This is a genomic window from Pseudomonas sp. NPDC077451 (assembly GCF_044543345.1).
Taxonomy (GTDB): Bacteria; Pseudomonadota; Gammaproteobacteria; order Pseudomonadales; family Pseudomonadaceae; genus Stutzerimonas.
Genome location: NZ_JBITVX010000002.1, coordinates 117,131 through 136,295 on the forward strand (window position 1 = coordinate 117,131; position 19,165 = coordinate 136,295).

General features: G+C 59.2%; 21 protein-coding genes and 1 pseudogene. 15 read left to right on the forward strand and 7 right to left on the reverse strand.

Going from position 1 to position 19,165, the window contains the following annotated elements; all coding sequences use genetic code 11:
* The first annotated feature begins 100 nt into the window (after positions 1–100).
* The 5 genes from pyrG (at position 101) to ispD (ending at position 5,053) form a co-directional block, all read left to right on the forward strand.
* A complete protein-coding gene (gene pyrG, locus ACIGHL_RS04235) occupies positions 101–1,732 on the forward strand; it encodes a CTP synthase (RefSeq protein ID WP_128119462.1) in 1,632 nt (543 codons plus the stop codon).
* The gene (gene kdsA / locus ACIGHL_RS04240; RefSeq protein WP_102834878.1) at positions 1,729–2,574 is read left to right on the forward strand and encodes a 3-deoxy-8-phosphooctulonate synthase; all 846 of its coding nucleotides are present in this window, start codon (positions 1,729–1,731) and stop codon (positions 2,572–2,574) included. The genes pyrG and kdsA overlap by 4 nt, the downstream gene beginning before the upstream one ends.
* 33 nt (positions 2,575–2,607) lie before the next feature.
* Positions 2,608–3,897 (forward strand): phosphopyruvate hydratase, encoded by a 1,290-nt coding sequence (eno, locus tag ACIGHL_RS04245; RefSeq protein ID WP_046162024.1) that lies wholly within the window; start codon positions 2,608–2,610, stop codon positions 3,895–3,897.
* A 167-nt stretch (positions 3,898–4,064) separates the two neighbouring features.
* Positions 4,065–4,352, forward strand: coding sequence for a cell division protein FtsB (ftsB, locus tag ACIGHL_RS04250; protein ID WP_181689968.1), 288 nt, complete (start codon positions 4,065–4,067; stop codon positions 4,350–4,352).
* Positions 4,349–5,053: a 2-C-methyl-D-erythritol 4-phosphate cytidylyltransferase gene (gene ispD / locus ACIGHL_RS04255; protein ID WP_128119461.1), complete on the forward strand. Its 705-nt coding sequence runs from the start codon at positions 4,349–4,351 to the stop codon at positions 5,051–5,053. Before ftsB ends, ispD begins: the two co-directional genes overlap by 4 nt.
* A 70-nt stretch (positions 5,054–5,123) precedes the next feature.
* Here ispD and ACIGHL_RS04260 read toward each other — a convergent pair whose 3' ends face one another.
* The 3 genes and pseudogenes from ACIGHL_RS04260 to ACIGHL_RS04270 form a co-directional block, all read right to left on the reverse strand.
* A complete protein-coding gene (locus ACIGHL_RS04260; RefSeq protein WP_128119460.1) occupies positions 5,124–6,290 on the reverse strand; it encodes a baeRF3 domain-containing protein in 1,167 nt (388 codons plus the stop codon).
* Positions 6,291–6,389: 99 nt separating this feature from the next.
* Positions 6,390–6,689: pseudogene (gene hpf, locus ACIGHL_RS04265) on the reverse strand (ribosome hibernation-promoting factor, HPF/YfiA family); the annotation flags it as partial.
* Positions 6,690–6,820: 131 nt separating this feature from the next.
* A complete protein-coding gene (locus ACIGHL_RS04270) occupies positions 6,821–7,720 on the reverse strand; it encodes a LysR family transcriptional regulator (RefSeq protein WP_128119459.1) in 900 nt (299 codons plus the stop codon).
* Positions 7,721–7,863: 143 nt separating this feature from the next.
* Here ACIGHL_RS04270 and ACIGHL_RS04275 point away from each other — a divergent pair, with 143 nt between their 5' ends.
* Both ACIGHL_RS04275 and fghA read left to right on the forward strand, forming a co-directional pair.
* Positions 7,864–8,979 carry an S-(hydroxymethyl)glutathione dehydrogenase/class III alcohol dehydrogenase gene (locus ACIGHL_RS04275; protein WP_128119458.1) on the forward strand — a complete coding sequence of 372 codons (1,116 nt, stop codon included), beginning with the start codon at positions 7,864–7,866 and terminating at the stop codon, positions 8,977–8,979.
* A 69-nt stretch (positions 8,980–9,048) separates the two neighbouring features.
* Positions 9,049–9,894: an S-formylglutathione hydrolase gene (fghA, locus tag ACIGHL_RS04280; protein ID WP_128119457.1), complete on the forward strand. Its 846-nt coding sequence runs from the start codon at positions 9,049–9,051 to the stop codon at positions 9,892–9,894.
* A gap of 163 nt (positions 9,895–10,057) precedes the next feature.
* Here the strand turns inward: fghA and ACIGHL_RS04285 are convergent, their stop codons facing one another.
* Entirely contained in the window at positions 10,058–11,107 is a 1,050-nt protein-coding gene (locus ACIGHL_RS04285; RefSeq protein WP_128119456.1) for an alkene reductase, read from the reverse strand.
* Between the two features lie 38 nt (positions 11,108–11,145).
* Positions 11,146–11,448, reverse strand: coding sequence for an ArsR/SmtB family transcription factor (locus tag ACIGHL_RS04290; RefSeq protein ID WP_128119455.1), 303 nt, complete (start codon positions 11,446–11,448; stop codon positions 11,146–11,148).
* A gap of 185 nt (positions 11,449–11,633) precedes the next feature.
* Between ACIGHL_RS04290 and ispF the strand changes: the two genes are divergently transcribed.
* The 8 genes from ispF (at position 11,634) to ACIGHL_RS04330 (ending at position 18,187) form a co-directional block, all read left to right on the forward strand.
* Positions 11,634–12,107 (forward strand): 2-C-methyl-D-erythritol 2,4-cyclodiphosphate synthase, encoded by a 474-nt coding sequence (gene ispF, locus ACIGHL_RS04295; RefSeq protein ID WP_046162129.1) that lies wholly within the window; start codon positions 11,634–11,636, stop codon positions 12,105–12,107.
* Positions 12,104–13,144 (forward strand): tRNA pseudouridine(13) synthase TruD, encoded by a 1,041-nt coding sequence (truD, locus tag ACIGHL_RS04300; protein WP_046162017.1) that lies wholly within the window; start codon positions 12,104–12,106, stop codon positions 13,142–13,144. The genes ispF and truD overlap by 4 nt, the downstream gene beginning before the upstream one ends.
* Entirely contained in the window at positions 13,144–13,893 is a 750-nt protein-coding gene (gene surE, locus ACIGHL_RS04305; protein ID WP_046162016.1) for a 5'/3'-nucleotidase SurE, read from the forward strand. Before truD ends, surE begins: the two co-directional genes overlap by 1 nt.
* 38 nt (positions 13,894–13,931) lie before the next feature.
* Positions 13,932–14,567, forward strand: coding sequence for a protein-L-isoaspartate(D-aspartate) O-methyltransferase (locus ACIGHL_RS04310; RefSeq protein WP_029404859.1), 636 nt, complete (start codon positions 13,932–13,934; stop codon positions 14,565–14,567).
* A gap of 17 nt (positions 14,568–14,584) precedes the next feature.
* Positions 14,585–15,520: a polyprenyl-phosphate transporter gene (locus tag ACIGHL_RS04315; protein ID WP_128119454.1), complete on the forward strand. Its 936-nt coding sequence runs from the start codon at positions 14,585–14,587 to the stop codon at positions 15,518–15,520.
* A 29-nt stretch (positions 15,521–15,549) separates the two neighbouring features.
* On the forward strand, positions 15,550–16,392 hold the full coding sequence (locus ACIGHL_RS04320) for a peptidoglycan DD-metalloendopeptidase family protein (protein WP_413818136.1): 843 nt from the start codon (positions 15,550–15,552) through the stop codon (positions 16,390–16,392).
* A 98-nt stretch (positions 16,393–16,490) separates the two neighbouring features.
* On the forward strand, positions 16,491–17,489 hold the full coding sequence (gene rpoS, locus ACIGHL_RS04325; RefSeq protein WP_128119453.1) for an RNA polymerase sigma factor RpoS: 999 nt from the start codon (positions 16,491–16,493) through the stop codon (positions 17,487–17,489).
* A gap of 551 nt (positions 17,490–18,040) precedes the next feature.
* Positions 18,041–18,187 carry a hypothetical protein gene (locus ACIGHL_RS04330; protein ID WP_164863192.1) on the forward strand — a complete coding sequence of 49 codons (147 nt, stop codon included), beginning with the start codon at positions 18,041–18,043 and terminating at the stop codon, positions 18,185–18,187.
* Positions 18,188–18,208: 21 nt separating this feature from the next.
* Here ACIGHL_RS04330 and ACIGHL_RS04335 read toward each other — a convergent pair whose 3' ends face one another.
* Positions 18,209–18,622, reverse strand: coding sequence for an NUDIX hydrolase (locus tag ACIGHL_RS04335; RefSeq protein WP_181689961.1), 414 nt, complete (start codon positions 18,620–18,622; stop codon positions 18,209–18,211).
* Positions 18,619–19,041 (reverse strand): GNAT family N-acetyltransferase, encoded by a 423-nt coding sequence (locus ACIGHL_RS04340; protein ID WP_181689960.1) that lies wholly within the window; start codon positions 19,039–19,041, stop codon positions 18,619–18,621. The genes ACIGHL_RS04335 and ACIGHL_RS04340 overlap by 4 nt, the downstream gene beginning before the upstream one ends.
* Between the last annotated feature and the right edge of the window lie 124 nt (positions 19,042–19,165).

Here is a 19,165-nt window from a genome sequence, read left to right on the forward strand (position 1 = left end):
GAAAACCGTGGCAGTTCCGCTATTGCCGCCTTTGGCGCGATGGCACCTTCGCTTTTCCCCGGCGGCGCTGACCGCTTAACGCAGACTTCTAGGGTTTTTCATGACGCGCTACATCTTCGTCACGGGTGGTGTTGTTTCTTCATTGGGGAAAGGCATCGCCTCGGCTTCATTGGCGGCCATCCTGGAGGCGCGGGGCCTGAAGGTCACGATGCTCAAGCTGGACCCTTACATCAACGTGGATCCGGGCACCATGAGCCCGTTCCAGCACGGTGAGGTGTTCGTCACCCATGACGGCGCCGAGACCGACCTCGACCTTGGGCATTACGAGCGGTTCATCCGCACCACAATGACCAAGAGCAACAACTTCACCACCGGCCGCGTCTATGAAGACGTACTGCGTCGCGAACGCCGTGGTGATTACCTGGGCGCGACCATTCAGGTCATTCCGCACATCACTGACGAGATCAAGCGCCGCATCATCAAGGGCGCAGGCGATGCCGACGTCGCGCTGGTAGAGGTTGGCGGCACCGTCGGTGACATCGAGTCGCAACCCTTCCTTGAAGCGATCCGCCAGCTGCGTGTCGAAGTGGGCGCCAAGCGCGCGATGCTCATGCACTTGACGCTGGTGCCTTATATCGCCACGGCTGGTGAAACCAAGACCAAGCCGACCCAGCATTCGGTCAAGGAGCTGCGCTCGATCGGTCTGCAACCGGATGTGCTGGTTTGCCGCTCCGATCACCCGATCGACATCTCTTCACGCCGCAAGATTGCGCTGTTCACCAACGTTGAAGAGCGTGCGGTCATCAGCCTGGAAGACGTCGACACCATCTACAAGATTCCCGGTGTGCTACACGCGCAGGGCCTGGATGACTTCGTAGTCGAACGTTTCGGCCTGGAATGTGGCGGTGCCGATCTCTCCGAATGGGACCGGGTTGTTGATGCCAAGCTGAACCCGGAGAAGGAAGTCACCATCGCCATGGTCGGCAAATACATGGAACTTCTGGATGCGTACAAATCTCTGATCGAGGCAATGAGCCACGCTGGCATCCAGAGCCGTACCAAAGTGAATCTTCGCTACATTGATTCCGAAGACATCGAAAACCAGGGCACCAGCTTGTTGGAAGGCATGGATGCGATTCTGGTTCCGGGTGGTTTCGGTCTGCGTGGCGTGGAAGGCAAGATTGCCACCGTCAAATATGCCCGCGAGAACAAGATTCCCTACCTGGGTATCTGCCTCGGCATGCAGGTCGCAGTGATCGAGTTCGCCCGTGATGTGCTGGGCTGGTCCGACGCCAACTCCACCGAATTCGACAAGGACAGCACCCATCCGGTCGTTGGTCTTATCACCGAGTGGGAAGACGCCACTGGCGCTGTAGAAACCCGCAACGACGCGTCTGATCTGGGCGGCACCATGCGTTTGGGCGCGCAGGAATGCGGCCTTGAGCCGGGCTCCAATGTGTTCGCCTGCTACGGCAAGGAGCGCATCATCGAGCGCCATCGTCATCGCTACGAGGTAAACAATAATCTGCTGCCGCAACTGCAGGCCGCCGGCTTGAAGATCACCGGTCGGTCCGGTGACGGTGCGCTGGTCGAAGTGGTCGAGGCGCCGGATCATCCCTGGTTCGTAGCCTGCCAGTTCCACCCTGAATTCACCTCCACCCCTCGCGACGGGCATCCGCTGTTCAGCGGCTTCGTCAAGGCGGCGCTGGACTACAAGGCGGGCAAGGCATGAGCCAGAAGACCATTCGCGTCGGCAGTATCGAGATCGCCAACGACAAGCCGTTCGTGCTGTTCGGCGGGATGAACGTACTGGAGTCCCGGGATCTCGCACTGCAGATCTGCGAAACCTATGTGAAGGTCACCGAGAAGCTCGGTATCCCGTATATCTTCAAGGCCAGTTTCGACAAGGCTAATCGTTCCTCGATCAACTCTTTCCGTGGCCCTGGCCTGGAAGAGGGGATGCGGATCTTTGAAGAAGTGAAGAAGACCTTCGGCGTCCCAGTGATCACTGATGTGCATGAGCCGCACCAGGCACAGCCGGTGGCCGAAGTGTGCGACATCATTCAGCTACCTGCCTTCCTGTCGCGCCAGACCGACCTGGTGGTTGCGATGGCGAAGACCGGTGCGGTGATCAATATCAAGAAAGCCCAGTTTCTTGCGCCGCAGGAAATGAAGCACATCCTCACCAAGTGTGAAGAAGCCGGCAATGATCAACTGATTCTCTGCGAACGCGGCTCCTCGTTTGGCTACAACAACCTGGTCGTCGACATGCTCGGCTTCGACATCATGAAGCGGATGCAATATCCGGTGATCTTCGATGTCACACATGCGCTGCAGATGCCGGGTGGCCGCGCCGACTCGGCTGGTGGTCGTCGTGCCCAGGTCACGGATCTTGCCAAGGCCGGCCTCAGCCAGGGCCTAGCCGGATTGTTCCTTGAGGCCCATCCGGATCCGGAAAATGCCAAGTGCGACGGACCCTGTGCGCTGCGTCTGGACAAGCTCGAACCCTTCCTCACCCAGCTCAAGCAGCTGGATGATCTGATCAAGAATTTTGCGCCAATCGAAACAGCTTGAAGCCTTGAAGCTATCTACGGAGTGTTAATAAAAATGGCAAAGATCGTCGACATCAAAGGGCGTGAGGTTCTCGACTCCCGTGGCAATCCCACTGTTGAAGCGGACGTTATCCTGGATAACGGCATTACCGGCAGCGCCTGTGCGCCGTCCGGTGCTTCCACTGGGTCCCGCGAGGCGCTGGAACTGCGCGATGGCGACAAGAGCCGTTACATGGGCAAGGGTGTGCTGAAGGCTGTCAGCAATATCAATGGCCCGATCCGGGATTTGCTACTGGGCAAGGATCCGCTCGATCAAAAGGCGCTGGACCGCGCCATGATCGAGCTGGACGGAACCGAGAACAAAGCGTCACTGGGTGCCAACGCGATTCTTGCGGTATCTCTCGCTGCCGCCAAAGCTGCCGCGCAAGATCAGGATCTGCCGCTCTACGCTCACATTGCCAACCTCAATGGCACGCCTGGCCAGTACTCCATGCCGGTTCCGATGATGAACATCATCAACGGCGGCGAGCATGCCGACAACAACGTCGATATCCAGGAATTCATGGTGCAGCCGGTCGGTGCCAAGACGTTCGCTGATGCCCTGCGCATGGGTGCCGAAATTTTCCATCACCTCAAAGCCGTGCTGAAGGCTCGTGGTCTGAGCACTTCTGTCGGTGATGAAGGTGGTTTTGCACCGAACCTGGCATCCAACGAAGACGCGCTGGCCGCTATCGCCGAGGCAGTGGCTAACGCCGGTTACAAGCTTGGTGACGACGTGACCCTGGCGCTCGATTGCGCCTCCAGCGAATTCTTCGAGAATGGCAAGTACGATCTGGCCGGCGAAGGCAAGGTCTTCGACGCCGCTGGTTTTGCCGACTACTTGGCTGGCCTGGCCGAGCGCTACCCGATCATCTCCATCGAAGACGGTATGGACGAGTCCGACTGGGCTGGCTGGAAGGTGCTGACTGACAAACTCGGCGACAAGGTTCAGTTGGTTGGCGACGATCTGTTCGTGACCAACACCAAGATCCTTAAGGAAGGCATTGAGAAGGGCATCGGTAACTCGATCCTGATCAAGTTCAACCAGATTGGCTCGCTGACCGAAACCCTGGAAGCCATTCAGATGGCCAAGGCCGCTGGTTACACGGCGGTGATCTCGCACCGCTCCGGCGAAACCGAAGACAGCACCATCGCCGACCTCGCTGTGGGAACGGCTGCCGGTCAGATCAAGACAGGTTCGCTGTGCCGTTCGGACCGCGTGTCCAAGTACAATCAACTGCTTCGTATTGAAGAGCAGCTCGGCGGAAAAGCAGCTTACAAGGGCCGTGCCGAGTTCCGCGGCTAAACCCAAGCATGCTAGAAAGGGGCGGCGTTAGTCGCCCTTTTTTTGTGGATAACGGTCAGCGCTGTTAAGGTCGCCGCACGGCGATGCGCTAGCCAGCAAAGGAAAGCCGGACCATGTTGCTGACCGCCGCTTATACAGTGCCACTGGAACCCAATCGAATTCGATCCATGCCTTCCATACGCAGTCCCTACTGGTTGTTTGTTGTCCTGATTTTGCTGCTGGGTGGCTTGCAGTATCGCCTGTGGGTGGGCGAGGGCAGCCTCGCCCAGGTGAGTGGATTGAACAAGCAGATCGCCGAGCAGCAGGGCGAGAACCAGCGATTGCTTGAGCGAAACCGGATTCTCGAAGCCGAGGTCAAGGAGCTCAAGCAAGGCATGGAAACTGTAGAAGAGCGTGCGCGGAATGAGTTGGGCATGGTCAAAGAGGGCGAGACTCTCTTTCAGCTCACCGAATGAGTGCAGCCCATCTTCCGCTGTTCTGGGTCGTGATTCCGGCTGCCGGCATTGGCAGTCGCATGCGAGCCGATCGGCCCAAGCAATACCTTCAGTTGGCAGGAAAGACCATCCTTGAGCACACCCTGGATTGCTTTCTAGGCCATCCTCAGCTCAAGGGGCTGGTTGTGTGCGTAGCGGGCGATGACGCCTATTGGCCCGATCTCGCTTGCTCGACAGATCCACGTGTTCACCGTGCCGATGGCGGCAGTGAGCGAGCCGACTCGGTCCTGGGTGGGCTGCGAGAGCTGACCCGGTTAGGCGCCTCAGACGGCGACTGGGTGCTGGTGCACGACGCCGCTAGGCCCAACCTGGCAGTCACAGATCTAAATCATTTGTTGGAGACGCTCGCGGACGATCCTGTCGGTGGGCTGCTCGCTGTTCCAGCTCGCGATACGCTCAAGCGTGCTGATGCGGATGGGCGCGTTCAGGAGACGGTGGATCGTAGCGTCATCTGGCAAGCGTTCACGCCACAGATGTTCCGGCTTGGATCGTTGCGTGAGGCGTTAGCGGATGCCCTCGGCAGTGGAGTTGCCGTAACTGACGAAGCGTCCGCGCTTGAATGGGCGGGGCACCACCCGCGTCTAGTCGAAGGGCGTGCTGACAACCTCAAGATTACCCGACCCGAGGATCTTCAGTGGTTGGAACAGCGCTGGAAATCTTGAGCCCAGCGCTGTTCAGTCCACTATGCAGAGCGCCGATTCATCCCGCATAGCGGAGGCAAGGCGGTTGCGATCAATAGCGGTAGATCGCAGCAGCGCCGCTTTCGGTCGGCATGCGTTCGGTAGGCACAGCAATCACCTCCCCGCCTTGTTCCAATGTCCATATGGTCAATTCATCGAGCAGGTCGGGTGTCGTGGCTGAGTCATCTTCCACCGCAACTGCCTTGCCTTGCTCCTTGTCGACCACCCCCGGGATTCGACGCTCCGCCTCGACCAGCAGGGTCGCTACACGACCTTCAAGTGTGGCCTGGCCGATCTGCTCAAGCTGATCGGTCGCGAGTCCCTGGCCTCGCGACTCGCCGTACTGGTTGATAAAGCCTTCCAGTCGCTTGATGTAGCGCGGCTGCATGACCATCCAGCTCTTCTGGCGGAGTTCGTCATGACTCAGTAACGACGCATCGTTCTCGATGCCTTCCGGCAGTAGAAATTCGTTGTGGCTGAGTTTGCGGAAGTGGAACTGGTGCTCCGGAAGTGCTGCGAGGATCAGCGGCAGTCGCGACTTGCGGCTGTGATGCTCAAGAATCGCGCGATCCACTTCGCGGAAGAAGCGTTCTCGGTCTCGATCTATTTCCTCCTGGCGCCCGGCGCCTCCGCTCTCCACCTGCATCGGATCACCACGCTCGCTGGCGCGGCTGTAGCCTTGCGGGAAGCCGGTCTGACCTTTCTCGGTCAGCTCGCGGCCCAGCGCTTCTTCAACGGTTTTCGGAACGCTTTCACCCAAGCGAACTTCGTCAACGCCGTCGCGGTTGCCTTCGAACAGGCGAACCGAGTCCAGCGTGATCGCCAATATCTGATAGCGGTCGGCCGACTGCGCGATACGCAGCAGCGGTTTGAGGTGCATACGGTCATTGGCGACGGCGAGCTCTGGAACGCTGCGCTGCAGGCGGAAGACCTCGAAGTAATCCGTGGCAGCAAATACAGCAAGCCCATCGCGGTTGGAATTCCAGAAATCGGGATCGTCGATCAGATTGTGGAAGGGCTTCAGCAGCGCTTTGGCCTGGTCGCCACGGCCTTGTTGCTTGAGGGAGTCTTCAAGCTCGCGGACAAGGTGCTTGAAGCGAATCGGGTCTTGTTGACGCTCGGGAAAACTGCGGTGGGTGGGCTGATAAAGCGAAAGGCAAGGCGCTTCGCGTTTTGCCAGCAACTGGGACATGGTTTCGCGATCGAGCAATCTGTTCATGTACGGCCTCACTCGTGGTCAGATGATTCAGTTCCTCATGGTCTCTATCGGCCCGCTTCAGCGGGTCGCATCAGGCGGCATTCAGTGGTGGTTGAGTTTCTTGTCTAGCGCATGGGCAAGGGCATGGCTGAGCTTTTCGGCACAGCCGTCAATGGCAAGATTCAGCGAGTCCGCTTTGTGGCTGGTCGAAATAGGTTCGTGTCCCTTGACCCGCGCTTCCATCTGGCAGCGCTTATCCTGCGGGCCGCTTTTGCCGCTATTTTCGTCGTTGAGATGAACTTCGACTCGGGTCAGCTGATCGTCGAAGCGCTCCAGTTCGCTCTCGACCGTCGCTTTCACGTGCTCCTCAAGGCTGCTGGTCACGTCGACGCTATGATTGCTGTTCACCAGAATCTGCATGATGTCCTCCTGATTGATTGGCCGGCTCGCTCAAGCAGAGGGCCGGAGGCACCGGCTTCAGAATTTCGACGTGGTGGGTTAAGTCGGGTTCCGCCTCAAGTCGGCAGTCGGACGCGCGGCGCAGTCGTAACTCAATCGCGTTCGTTCCGATATTCGGGACGAGTTGCGAGGCCGTCCTTCAATGCTTGAATCAGCAGGCGGACCTTCGGTAGCGGATAACGCCGTTGTGGATAGACGGCCCACACGGCCGTGTTCGGTGGCTGATGCGTTTCCAGCAGGGACACCAGCTCGCCGCGGCGTAGTGGCTCTTGGACGTAATAGTCCGGTAGCTGGCAAAGACCGAAGCCCCGAAGCGCAGCATCCAGTACCGCCTGCCCGCTGTTACAGCGCCAGTTGCCCGAGGGCTTGAACGGCTGCTCGCGGCCGTCGACCTGCAACATCCAGGTATCGCCAGTGCCAACCAGGCAATTGTGTCGCGATAGCTCGGACAGGGTATGCGGGCGGCCGTAGCGCTCGAGATAGCTTGGCGCCGCGCATAGATACATGGCGCGCGGGGCAATGCGTGTGGCGACCAGCCGCGATTCGCTTAGCCGCCCCAGGCGTACGGCCAGGTCGAAGCCTTCTTGGACCAGATCAAGGGTGCGATTGGAGAGTTCGATATCGACCCTCAGCTGCGGATGCTGCGCCATGAATTCGTTCACCAGCGGCACGATGAAGCGTTCACCGTACGCGACCGCAGCTGTCATACGCAGCAGGCCAGTGGGCGCAGCATGCAAGTCGCTGATTGCATGAAAGGCTTCATCACGCTCCTCGATCAGGCGCTGGCAGCGCGAGAGAAAGGTATGACCGGCTTCGGTCAGGGAAACCCGGCGGGTCGTGCGATAGAGCAGCCGTGCCTGAAGGCGTTCCTCGAGGCGTGCCACTTGGCGGCTGACGTGAGATGACGACACGCGCAGTTGCCCTGCGGCCTGCATGAAGCTTCCGCACTCAGCGACGGCAACGAATTCATCCAGTCCTTCCCATCGATTCATAGGCGTTCCTTTTGCGATTCGCCGAGAGCGGCGCGTCTCGATTGTCCCTGGCCAGCAATAATGTTTCCACGAACAGCTTATTAACCCTATCCATAGATGAAACTACACTGCGTATTACTTTCCATCCACGAGTACCGCCAGCCATGACCATCAAGTCCCGCGCCGCCGTCGCGTTTGCCCCGAACCAGCCTCTGCAAATTGTCGAAGTGGACGTCGAGCCGCCCAAGGCTGGCGAAGTGTTGGTGCGCATCGTCGCGACGGGCGTCTGCCATACCGACGCGTACACGCTCTCCGGTGAAGATTCGGAAGGTGTATTCCCTTGCATCCTCGGCCATGAAGGTGGCGGGATTGTCGAGGCGGTAGGCGAGGGCGTCACTTCGGTTGCCGTGGGCGATCACGTAATCCCGCTGTACACGGCCGAATGCCGGCAGTGCAAATTCTGCAAATCTGGCAAGACCAACCTCTGCAGCTCAGTGCGCGCCACGCAAGGCAAGGGGCTGATGCCAGACGGCACCACACGCTTCTCCTACAACGGCGAGCCGATTTATCACTACATGGGCACCTCGACCTTTTCCGAATACACGGTGCTGCCTGAAGTGTCCGTGGCGAAGATCCCCAAGGAAGCGCCCTTGGATAAGGTCTGCCTGCTCGGCTGCGGCGTCACCACCGGCATCGGCGCGGTACTCAATACCGCCAAGGTGGAAGAGGGCGCGACCGTGGCCATCTTCGGGCTCGGTGGCATCGGCCTGGCTGCGATCATCGGGGCGAAGATGGCCAAGGCTAGCCGGATCATCGCGATCGACATCAACCCGTCCAAGTTCGCTATTGCCGAAGAGCTGGGTGCGACAGACTTCGTCAACCCCAAGGATCATGACAAGCCGATCCAGGAGGTCATCGTGGAGATGACAGACGGCGGCGTGGACTATTCCTTCGAATGCGTCGGCAATGTCCAGCTGATGCGCGCCGCGCTGGAGTGTGCACACAAGGGGTGGGGCGAGTCCGTGATCATTGGTGTGGCTGGAGCCGGTCAGGAAATCAGCACCCGTCCGTTCCAGTTGGTAACCGGCCGCGTCTGGCGTGGCAGCGCCTTCGGTGGCGTCAAAGGGCGTACCGAGCTGCCCGGCTATGTGGAGAAGGCTCAGACCGGCGAGATCCCGCTGGATACCTTCATCACTCACAATATGGGGCTGGATGAAATCAATCAGGCATTCGACCTGATGCACGAAGGCAAGAGCATCCGAACCGTCATCCACTACTGATTCAGCACGTCGGGCCGCAGCGCTCCGCCTGCGATGGTGCGAGTGCTACGGGCCGGCTCAGGAGGGCCCATGAGCCTCGAGAACATTTCTTGCCAGAAGAGCTTCGGTGGCTGGCACAAGCGCTATCGTCACCGCTCAAGTAGCTTGAACTGCGACATGGTATTTGCGGTTTATCTACCGCCTCAGGCAGAACAAGGCGAAAAGCTTCCGGTGCTGTACTGGTTGTCCGGTCTGACCTGTACCGACGAGAACTTCATGCAGAAGGCAGGGGCGCATCGGCTTGCTGCGGAGCTCGGCTTAATTATCGTCGCCCCAGATACCAGCCCGCGCGGCTCCGAGGTTCCGGACGATCCGGACGCTGCCTATGACTTCGGTCTTGGCGCAGGTTTCTACCTGAACGCGACCCAGGAACCCTGGGCTCAGCACTACCGCATGTACGATTACGTGGTCGATGAGCTGCCGGCGCTGATCGAGGCGAACTTTCCCGTATCCGACAAGCGCGGCATCAGTGGGCATTCGATGGGCGGCCACGGTGCGCTGGTGTGCGCGTTGAAGAACCCTGGTCGCTATCAGTCGCTGTCGGCGTTCGCGCCGATCGCCAATCCGGCTGATTGCCCATGGGGCGAGAAGGCCTTCTCCAATTATCTCGGAGAAGATCGCTCACGCTGGCGTGAATGGGACGCCTGTGCCCTGATATCCAAGGCGCAGGAGAAATTGCCGATACTCGTCGATCAGGGCGATCGGGATGATTTCATGGCCAATCAGTTGAAGCCCGAAGCGCTTGGGTCAGCTGCAAACGCGGCGGATCATCCGCTGACGTTGCGTATTCAGCCGGGCTACGATCACAGCTATTACTTCATCAGCACCTTTATCGATGACCATCTTCGCCATCATGCCCAGGCACTGAAAGCGTAGGGTGGCTGACGGCGAAGCCTCATCCACGCGTTTGGTTGAGTCCGTTTTGTTGATGGGGCGTGCAAGGGAAACGCTCGTATGCCACTGGAATGTTGCATAAATAGCTGTGAGGAAAGAAAAAAGGCCCGCCCGGAATTCCGGGCGGGCCTTCCATCGCAAGGAGCTAGAGCGATGGATAATCGGTGTAACCTTCGACGCCTTTTGCGTAGAACAGCTCAGGCCGCGGCTCGTTGAGCGGCGCGTCCTGGCGCAGGCGCTGGACCAGGTCGGGGTTGGCGATATAGGGAATGCCAAAGGCCACGGCGTCGGCCTTACCCTCGGCCAGCCAGGCGTTGGCCTGGTCCTTGGTGAAGCGTTCGTTGGCGATATAAACGCCACCGAAGATCTCCTTCAGCTGTGGGCCGAGGCTGTCCTCGCCGGCTTTCTCCCGAGTGCAGATGAAGGCGATGCCGCGCTTGCCCAGTTCACGAGCGACATAGGCGAAGGTATCGGCACGATTCGAGTCGCCCATGTCGTGAGCGTCGGCGCGTGGTGCCAGATGAACGCCTACGCGGCCAGCGCCCCAGACCCCTACCGCCGCATCGGTAACTTCCAACATCAAACGTGCCCGGTTTTCCAGCGAGCCGCCGTACTGATCGGTGCGCTGGTTGGTGCTGTCTTGCAGGAACTGGTCAAGCAGGTAACCGTTGGCGCCATGTATTTCGACGCCGTCGAACCCTGCTTCGCGAGCATTCTCGGCCCCTTTACGGTAGGCCTCGACGATGCCTGCGATCTCTTCGGTTTCCAGCGCTCGTGGCGTTTCAAAATTCTTCATCGGCCGGACCAGGCTGACGTGCCCGGCGGGTTGGATAGCGCTCGGCGCGACCGGAAGTTGACCGTCGAGGTAGATCGGATCGGAGATCCGACCCACATGCCAGAGCTGCAGCACGATCTTGCCGCCTTTCGCATGGACCGCATCGGTTACCTTTTTCCAGCCCTGTATCTGCTCGGCGGACCAGATGCCCGGCGTGTCCGGATAGCCGACGCCCATCGGCGTGACCGATGTGGCTTCGCTGATGATCAGTCCAGCCTCGGCCCGCTGGGTGTAGTACTCGGCAATCAAATCACCCGGTATGCGGCCCGGCTCGGCACGGCAGCGGGTCAGCGGGGCCATGATGATGCGGTTGGCCAGTTCCAGTTCGCCAATCTTGATCGGGTCGAAAAGTGTAGGCATAGCGATGCTGCTCCTTTACACGGTAAGGGTTGGTGGGCTCAGAGGACCTGGCCGAGGCGGGCCACGAAAGCGGCGATGGCCGGCTCATTGCGTTTGAAAAAATGCCACTGGCCAACTTTGCGGTTGGTAATCAGGCCGGCCCGTTGCAAGGTCGCCAGATGGGCCGACACTGTTGATTGCGATAGCCCGGCGCGCTGGTCGATCTGTCCGGCACACACCCCGTTTTCCAACGAGTGATGCTGCTCGGAGAAATAGCGTTGTGGTTCTTTCAGCCAACCCAGAATCTCCCGCCGCAAAGGGTGGGCGATTGCTTTGAGGATCTCGTCCAGTTCGTCGGGCATGGTGTCGTCCGGTTCGGTATATCGCGATGGAGCGAACTATATATCGGTAAAAAGCGATACATGATCGATTCGGTTAATGGTGCTTATCGGCTGCGTTGATCTGCAGGGGTTCTTACCGCTGCGGCTTCAACGTCTGCTGCTGTCCTGTAGAATCGCCGGCTGATCTTTTCGAGGTGCAAATGACTATGCGTATCGGCCATGGCTATGACGTGCATCGTTTCGGTGAGGGCGATTTCGTCACCCTCGGTGGGGTGCGGATTGCTCACAAGTTCGGTCTGCTCGCGCATTCGGATGGCGACGTGGTGCTGCATGCTTTGAGCGACGCATTGCTCGGCGCCGCTGCGCTTGGCGATATCGGCAAGCACTTCCCGGACACCGATCCGGCCTTCAAGGGCGCCGACAGTCGGGTATTGCTGCGGCACGTGCTCAAGCAGGTGCAGAGCAAAGGCTGGAAGGTCGGTAACGTTGACGCCACCATTGTTGCGCAAGCACCCAAGATGGCTCCGCACATCGAGTCCATGCGAACCCTAATCGCTGAGGACCTGCAGGTCGATCTGGATCAGGTCAACGTCAAGGCCACCACCACCGAGAAGCTCGGCTTCACCGGGCGTGAAGAAGGCATTGCCGTTCACGCTGTCGCGCTGCTGGTCAGCGCATGACCGAAGACCAGTTACTCGGCCCAAGGGCGCACGGAGGGGCCTGTGGCTCCGCGGTGCTCAAAGCTGTGGCGGAGGATTTCCAGGTCGACGAGGTGCTCGATATCCCCTTGTCTGGCGCGGGCGAACATCTTTGGCTCTGGGTGGAAAAGCGCAACCTCAATACCGAAGAAGCCGCGCGACGCCTGGCGCGTGCCGCTGGCGTTCCGGTGCGCAACATCAGTTATGCCGGCTTGAAAGATCGTCAGGCTCTGACCCGTCAATGGTTCAGCCTGCATCTGCCAGGCAAAGCTGATCCCGCACTGGCTAGGGCCGAAGACGAAACCCTAAAGATTCTCCAGAGCAGCCGCCATCAGCGAAAACTGCAACGCGGCGCCCATTCGGCCAATGGGTTTACCCTGCGTCTGACGGAACTGCAGGCTGAACATGCCCAACTCGATGCGCGTCTAGAGCGGATCAAGATCGACGGTGTGCCCAACTATTTTGGCTTGCAGCGCTTCGGTTATGAGGGGGGGAATGTCCACGGCGCCCGCGAGTACGCGGATAGGGAAGAGCTGCCCGTGCAGCGCAATCTCCGCTCACGTCTGCTATCGGCGGGGCGCAGTTACCTATTCAATCGCGTATTAGCTGAGCGAGTTGCCGCGGGTAGCTGGAACCAGGCCCAAGTCGGTGATCTGCTGGCGTTCACCGATAGCCGCAGCTTTTTCCCGGCAGGTGAAGCCGAGTGCAGCGACCCACGGCTGGCCGTGCTGGATCTGCATCCGACCGGTCCGCTGTGGGGCGCCGGCGAATCGCCTGCTGCAGGCGTTGTACAAGCACTAGAGATGCAGGCAGCTGCAACGGAGCCGTCAATCGCCAAGTGGCTCGCAGAAGCCGGAATGAAGCATGAACGGCGCATTCTTCGCCTCCCAATAGGCGGCTTGTCGTGGCATTATCCCGAGCCTGACATTCTGCAACTTGAATTCGTCCTGCCGACCGGATGCTTTGCCACTGCTGTGGTGCGCGAACTGGTCAGCCTGGCAGGGCAGACGGACATCTGATGCGTATTCTGATCGCCAACGACGACGGGGTGTATGCACCTGGGCTCGCCGCGCTTTATGACGCGCTGGCGGATTTTGCCGAGTGCAGGGTAGTTGCCCCAATTCAGGACATGAGCGGCGCCAGCAGTGCACTGACCCTGGATCGCCCGCTTCATCCCACAACCATGCCGAATGGTTTCATCGGCGTGAACGGCACTCCTACGGATTGCGTCCACCTAGGCATTAACGGCTTGCTTGAAGACGCGCCTGACATGGTGGTTTCCGGTATTAATCTGGGCGCCAATCTCGGCGACGACGTGTTGTACTCCGGTACCGTCGCCGCAGCTATCGAGGGCCGGTTTACCGGCAAGCCGGCCTTCGCTTTTTCCCTCGTGTCGCGGCTGACCGATAACCTGCCGACTGCGGCCTATGTCGCGCGCAAGCTGGTTGAGCATCAGGCGTCGCTTGAGCTTCCGCCGCGTACTGTATTGAGCGTCAATGTCCCAAACCTGCCGCTGGACCACATTCGCGGCATCCAGCTGACCCGCCTGGGCCATCGCAGCAGGGCCAAGCCTCCAGTGAAGCAGGCGAATCCGCGTGGCAAGGACGGTTACTGGATCTCGGTGGCCGGCGACGTTGAAGATGGCGGGCCAGGCACTGATTTTCATGCTGTCATGCAGGGCTACGTCTCGATTACACCATTGCAGCTGGACCGAACCTTTCATGAGGCCTTCGAGGGCCTCGACAGTTGGCTGGAGGGCGTGTTGTGAACCGCGGATCCGATGACCTGCTGCGCCATGGTACCGGGATGACCTCACAACGCACCCGGGACCGGCTGATCCAGCGACTGTACGAAGAAGGGCTTTCCGATCCTCGCGTGCTTGAGGTGATTCGTCGCACGCCCCGCCACCTGTTCGTCGATGAGGCATTGTCTCATCGCGCCTATGAAGACACCGCGCTGCCCATCGGCCACAACCAGACGATCTCGCAACCCTTCATGGTGGCGCGTATGAGCGAGCTGCTGCTCGCTGACGGCCCGCTTGACAAGGTCTTGGAGATTGGCACCGGTTCCGGCTATCAAACAGCTGTACTGGCACAGCTGGTAGAGCGGGTGTTCTCGGTAGAGCGAATCCAGGCGCTGCAAGACCGCGCAAAAGAACGCCTGGTCGAACTCAAGTTGCGTAACGTGGTCTTTCGCTGGGGTGATGGCTGGGAGGGCTGGCCTGCGCTGGCCCCTTACAACGGCATCATCGTTACCGCGGCGGCAGCCGACGTGCCCCAGGCTCTGCTCGATCAACTGGCTCCCGGCGGGCGGTTAGTGATCCCGGTCGGGGTTGGCGAAGTCCAGCAATTGATGCTGATCATTCGAGAGGAAGACGGTTTTTCCCGCCATCTGCTGGATACCGTGCGCTTCGTGCCGCTGCTCAATGGGCCTGTAGTTTGATCACAGCGGATGGAAGCATGAAAAACGCGTTGCTGTTGTACGCCAAGGGCATGGCGATGGGGGCTGCGGATGTGGTGCCTGGCGTCTCGGGTGGTACCGTCGCATTCATAACCGGAATCTACGATGAATTGCTGCGCTCCATCGGCGCAGTGCCGAACGCCATTCCCGTACTGCTCAAGGGGCGCATCGCCGAAGCATGGCGCACCGCTAACGGGACCTTTCTCTTGGTGTTGTTCGCTGGGATTCTGACCAGCGTGCTCAGCCTGGCAAAACTGATTACGTACCTCCTCGAGCAGCACCCGATTCCGGTGTGGTCGTTCTTCTTTGGGCTGATCTTGGTCTCTGTGCATTTGGTCAGCAAGGAGATCCAGCGTCGCAACCTGTCACGATTGATCAGTCTGTGCCTGGGTATCGGCTTTGCCTACTGGATTACGGTCGCGTCGCCCATGCAGTGGAGCACGAGCAGCGTCAGCCTGTTCTTCGCTGGCGCCATCGCGATCTGCGCCATGATCCTGCCGGGGATATCCGGCAGCTTCATTCTGGTTCTTCTCGGCCTGTACCCCGTAATTCTGGGCGCGGTTAAAGCCTTGGATTTAGGCATCATGCTGACCTTTGCCGCCGGTTGTCTGGTCGGCTTGTTGAGCTTTGCGCGTGTGTTGAGTTGGGTTCTGCGGCGTTGGCGCGACCTTACCCTGGCATTTCTAACCGGGCTGATGCTCGGCTCGCTGAACAAGGTATGGCCTTGGAAAGAGACGCTGACCTGGCGCACCAACTCGCACGGTGTGCCCGTGCCGCTACTAGAGCAAAACCTGCTGCCGGGCGCTTATGGCGATCTGACAGGGCAGGATCCGCAGCTGCTGCTGGCGATCCTTCTGGCGGGCGCCGGCATCGCGCTGGTGCTTGGGCTGGAGTGGTTTGCCGGGCGTCACCAGCCAGTCGCACAAAGCGTCTGAACCGACTTGTCGATCATAGGGAGCGGGTATTGAAGCTCACAGCCAGCACGCAATGGATACGCAGTTCATCAGTCCGTTGCGCGCTTGTCGCCTTGTTGGCGGGTTCGTTACTGGTCGGGTGCGCCAGCTCGCCGTCAGGCGGCGTGAGTGTCGTCGATCGTAACAACCGGGACCGTGTAACCAGCGGGCACTACACCGTTCAGCGCGGAGACACGCTCTGGTCGATCGCTTTCCGCTTTGGCTGGGACTGGCGCGATCTGGCACGGGTCAATAATATCCGTCCACCGCATGTGATCTACCCAGGCCAGACGATTCGCTTCAGTGGCCAGGTACCCCGTGCCGTTGCCACTCGTCCGGAAACCGCTCCCCCCGCGTCTGCGCCCAGCACGCCGCCCATCGTGACGAACCCGGTACCGACGCCGCCGCCTTTGACACGACCCACCGTAGCGGCGCCCAAGCCTGCTGCGCCGAACACCCCGATCAAGCCGGTTACCCGCTCCGCAAGCGGCTGGGCCTGGCCTGCAGGCGGCACGGTTATTGGCCGTTTCTCCTCAAACGGAAGTTTGAATAAAGGCATTGATATCGCCGGGGAATTAGGACAGCCTGTTTTAGCTGCTTCTGATGGGGCTGTTGTGTACGCCGGCAGTGGTTTACGGGGTTACGGCGAACTTGTGATCATCAAGCACAGCGATACCTATGTAAGTGCCTACGGCCACAACCGCAGGCTGCTGGTTCAGGAGGGTCAACAAGTCAAAGCTGGGCAAACTATTGCCGAGATGGGATCGACTGGAACCGACCGGGTGAAGCTGCACTTTGAGATTCGCCGCCAAGGCAAACCTGTAGATCCGCTGCAATATCTGCCAAAGCGATGATTTGATGCTGCCTGTTCTAGCACTAGGAGGGGCTTGAGCGATGCCAGGGAACGCGTGCCGCCCAAGCCTGTTGTCGAACTCAGAACAGGAAAACAATAATGGCTCTCAAAAAAGAAGTGCCGGAGTTTGACGTAGACGATGCAGTTCTACTCATGGAACCGTCCGCGGACACAGATCCGATTACCGAGATCTCCCGCGTCGGCTCAGTCGGCACCAAGTCCAAGACCGCAACGGTCAAGCAACACAAGTTCATCGATTACACCCGCGCGCTCGACGCCACCCAGCTCTACCTCAACGAAATCGGTTTTTCCCCCCTGCTGACACCCGAACAGGAAGTGCACTTCGCGCGTCTCGCGCAGAAGGGCGATCCGGCGGGGCGCAAGCGCATGATCGAAAGCAATCTGCGGCTGGTCGTGAAAATCGCTCGGCGCTATGTCAATCGAGGTTTGTCACTGCTGGATCTGGTGGAAGAGGGAAATCTTGGGCTGATCCGTGCGGTCGAGAAATTCGACCCTGAGCGTGGTTTCCGCTTCTCGACCTATGCAACCTGGTGGATCAGGCAGACCATCGAGCGGGCGATCATGAATCAAACTCGGACCATTCGTCTGCCGATTCATGTGGTCAAGGAGCTGAACGTTTACCTGCGGGCAGCGCGCGAGCTGACGCAGAAGCTCGATCATGAGCCTAGCCCCGAGGAAATCGCTAACCTGCTTGAAAAACCTGTTGCTGAGGTCAAGCGGATGCTCGGGCTGAATGAGCGCGTGACCTCGGTTGACGTCTCCCTAGGACCGGACACCGACAAGACCTTGCTCGATACCCTGACCGATGACCGGCCAAACGACCCCTGCGAGCTTTTGCTCGACGACGATCTGTCCGAGAGCATCGATCAGTGGCTATCCGACCTAACTGAAAAACAGCGGGAAGTGGTTATCCGACGCTTTGGTCTGCGCGGCCATGAAAGCTGCACTTTAGAAGAGGTCGGCCAGGAAATTGGCTTGACCCGAGAGCGGGTTCGGCAGATTCAGGTCGAAGCACTCAAACGGCTCCGTGAAATTCTGGAGCGTAACGGTCTTTCCAGTGAATCGCTGTTCCGCTAGGCCCCGTTGCCCCTTACCTGCGCGGTAAGGGGCAAGATTTCCATCCGTTATGCCGGCTGCACTGCAGCTTAGCGGCTGTCGATTGAAAAAGCGGGCTTAACTCTCGATTCTCACGACTTCTGCTTAGACGATTCCTCACGTAAGCATTTGCTTACAGAGTGTGTAAGCAAAGCTAGTAGCGTTGACCGGGCGGATCGCCATTCCAAGAAAAATAGATGTCTAAGTCCTTGATTTAGCTGAGTAATAGTTTTTATTAAGATGGTGGCTCCGTTGCCATCATGCATTTTTCAGAGTTGCCGTTGCCGCTCAAATCCTTAATATCGCAACCGTGCTCAGGGACAAGCACAGCCGGCAAGGATGTCGGGCAGGATCAGCCGCTGGATGCGGTTTCATCAGGATGATGAGTAGGAAAAAAAGGGAAGTAGGGAAGGAGGCGGGCGGGGGTTAACCCCCGCCCCTTTTTTTGTGTAGAGTTTTTTGTAGAGGTGGGTGCGCGAACGACTGCGCGGGTGAACGGACTAATAGCCGTAACCTAACCAGAGGTGCTCACCATGAACGGCAACGAACCGAATCAACCTGCCCAGCCTGGGCGAGATGAAGAAGACCCGGTCAAACGTGATCCAGATGAGGCTAATGAAGACCAGCTGGATGAGGCCTTGGAAGAGACCTTCCCGGCAAGCGATCCTATTTCTCCGTAGCTGCTGATTGGTGCCCTACCTTTAGTCTGTAAGCAGCCTTCGGCGCAGTGCGGGAAGTACCTGCTCTCGTAGCAGGGGCGCCAGATGTCCCTGCCGCTCTGCATGTACTTCCAGCCAGTCCAGCGCGTCGATTTCCGCCTGTACCTTTACCGAGGCTTCTAGGCGCGCAACGAACACGTCCGCTTCCACCCAATGGTCCGGTTCGTTTGCCGCCCGCGACTGAAAATGGCCGAGCGACTCCAGCTTCGACGGCTCGATCAGCAGATCCAGTTCCTCATGCAGTTCCCTCTCCAGCGCTTGCCGAGGTGTCTCCTCACCCTCGATCTTGCCGCCAGGCAACATGAACGCCTGGGTGCCGCGCTTGCGTACGATCAATACGCGTCCCGCCTCATCAAGCAGGCAGGCAGTGGCGATTTTCAGAACGGTTAATGTCATGCCGCTTGCTCCTTATCGTGACATAGCGCCACAAGCGTCTTGTGTTGGTTATAGCGTTGCAGGCGAAGGGCGAGTGACTCTGGCAAAGCAGTGGTCTCACCGAAACTCAGTTGCTTGTAGAAAGACGCTAACCCCGGCTCACAAAATAACCATACAGGCCCTTCGCAGGCGGCCAGCGTTTGGGCCACCAAGCGTGTCGCGAAGCCCTGGTTACGGTGGCTTGGCGCGACCAGCAAACCGGTTAGCCAATGGCCGCCATCGACGCCTGTGAGGCATAGCCCCGCAATAATCTCCACATGCTGTGCGACCCAGTAGCGAGCACCGGCTGGCGCCCGCATATGGCTGCGATGGGCTCGGTAGAATTTGTTAAGCAAAGGTCGGCTTTGGTCTGGCAACTGACGCAACTGAGGTGCCTCCATGAGCTGTTCTCCATCAATGCTGTCGGATATTAATCGATGCTCTTCGGACCAGCGGGCCATGAGTCCGAGCCGGATTCGATGTTCGCTCCGTTCATCCGGCGCCTGCAATTTTCCACCATAGCTC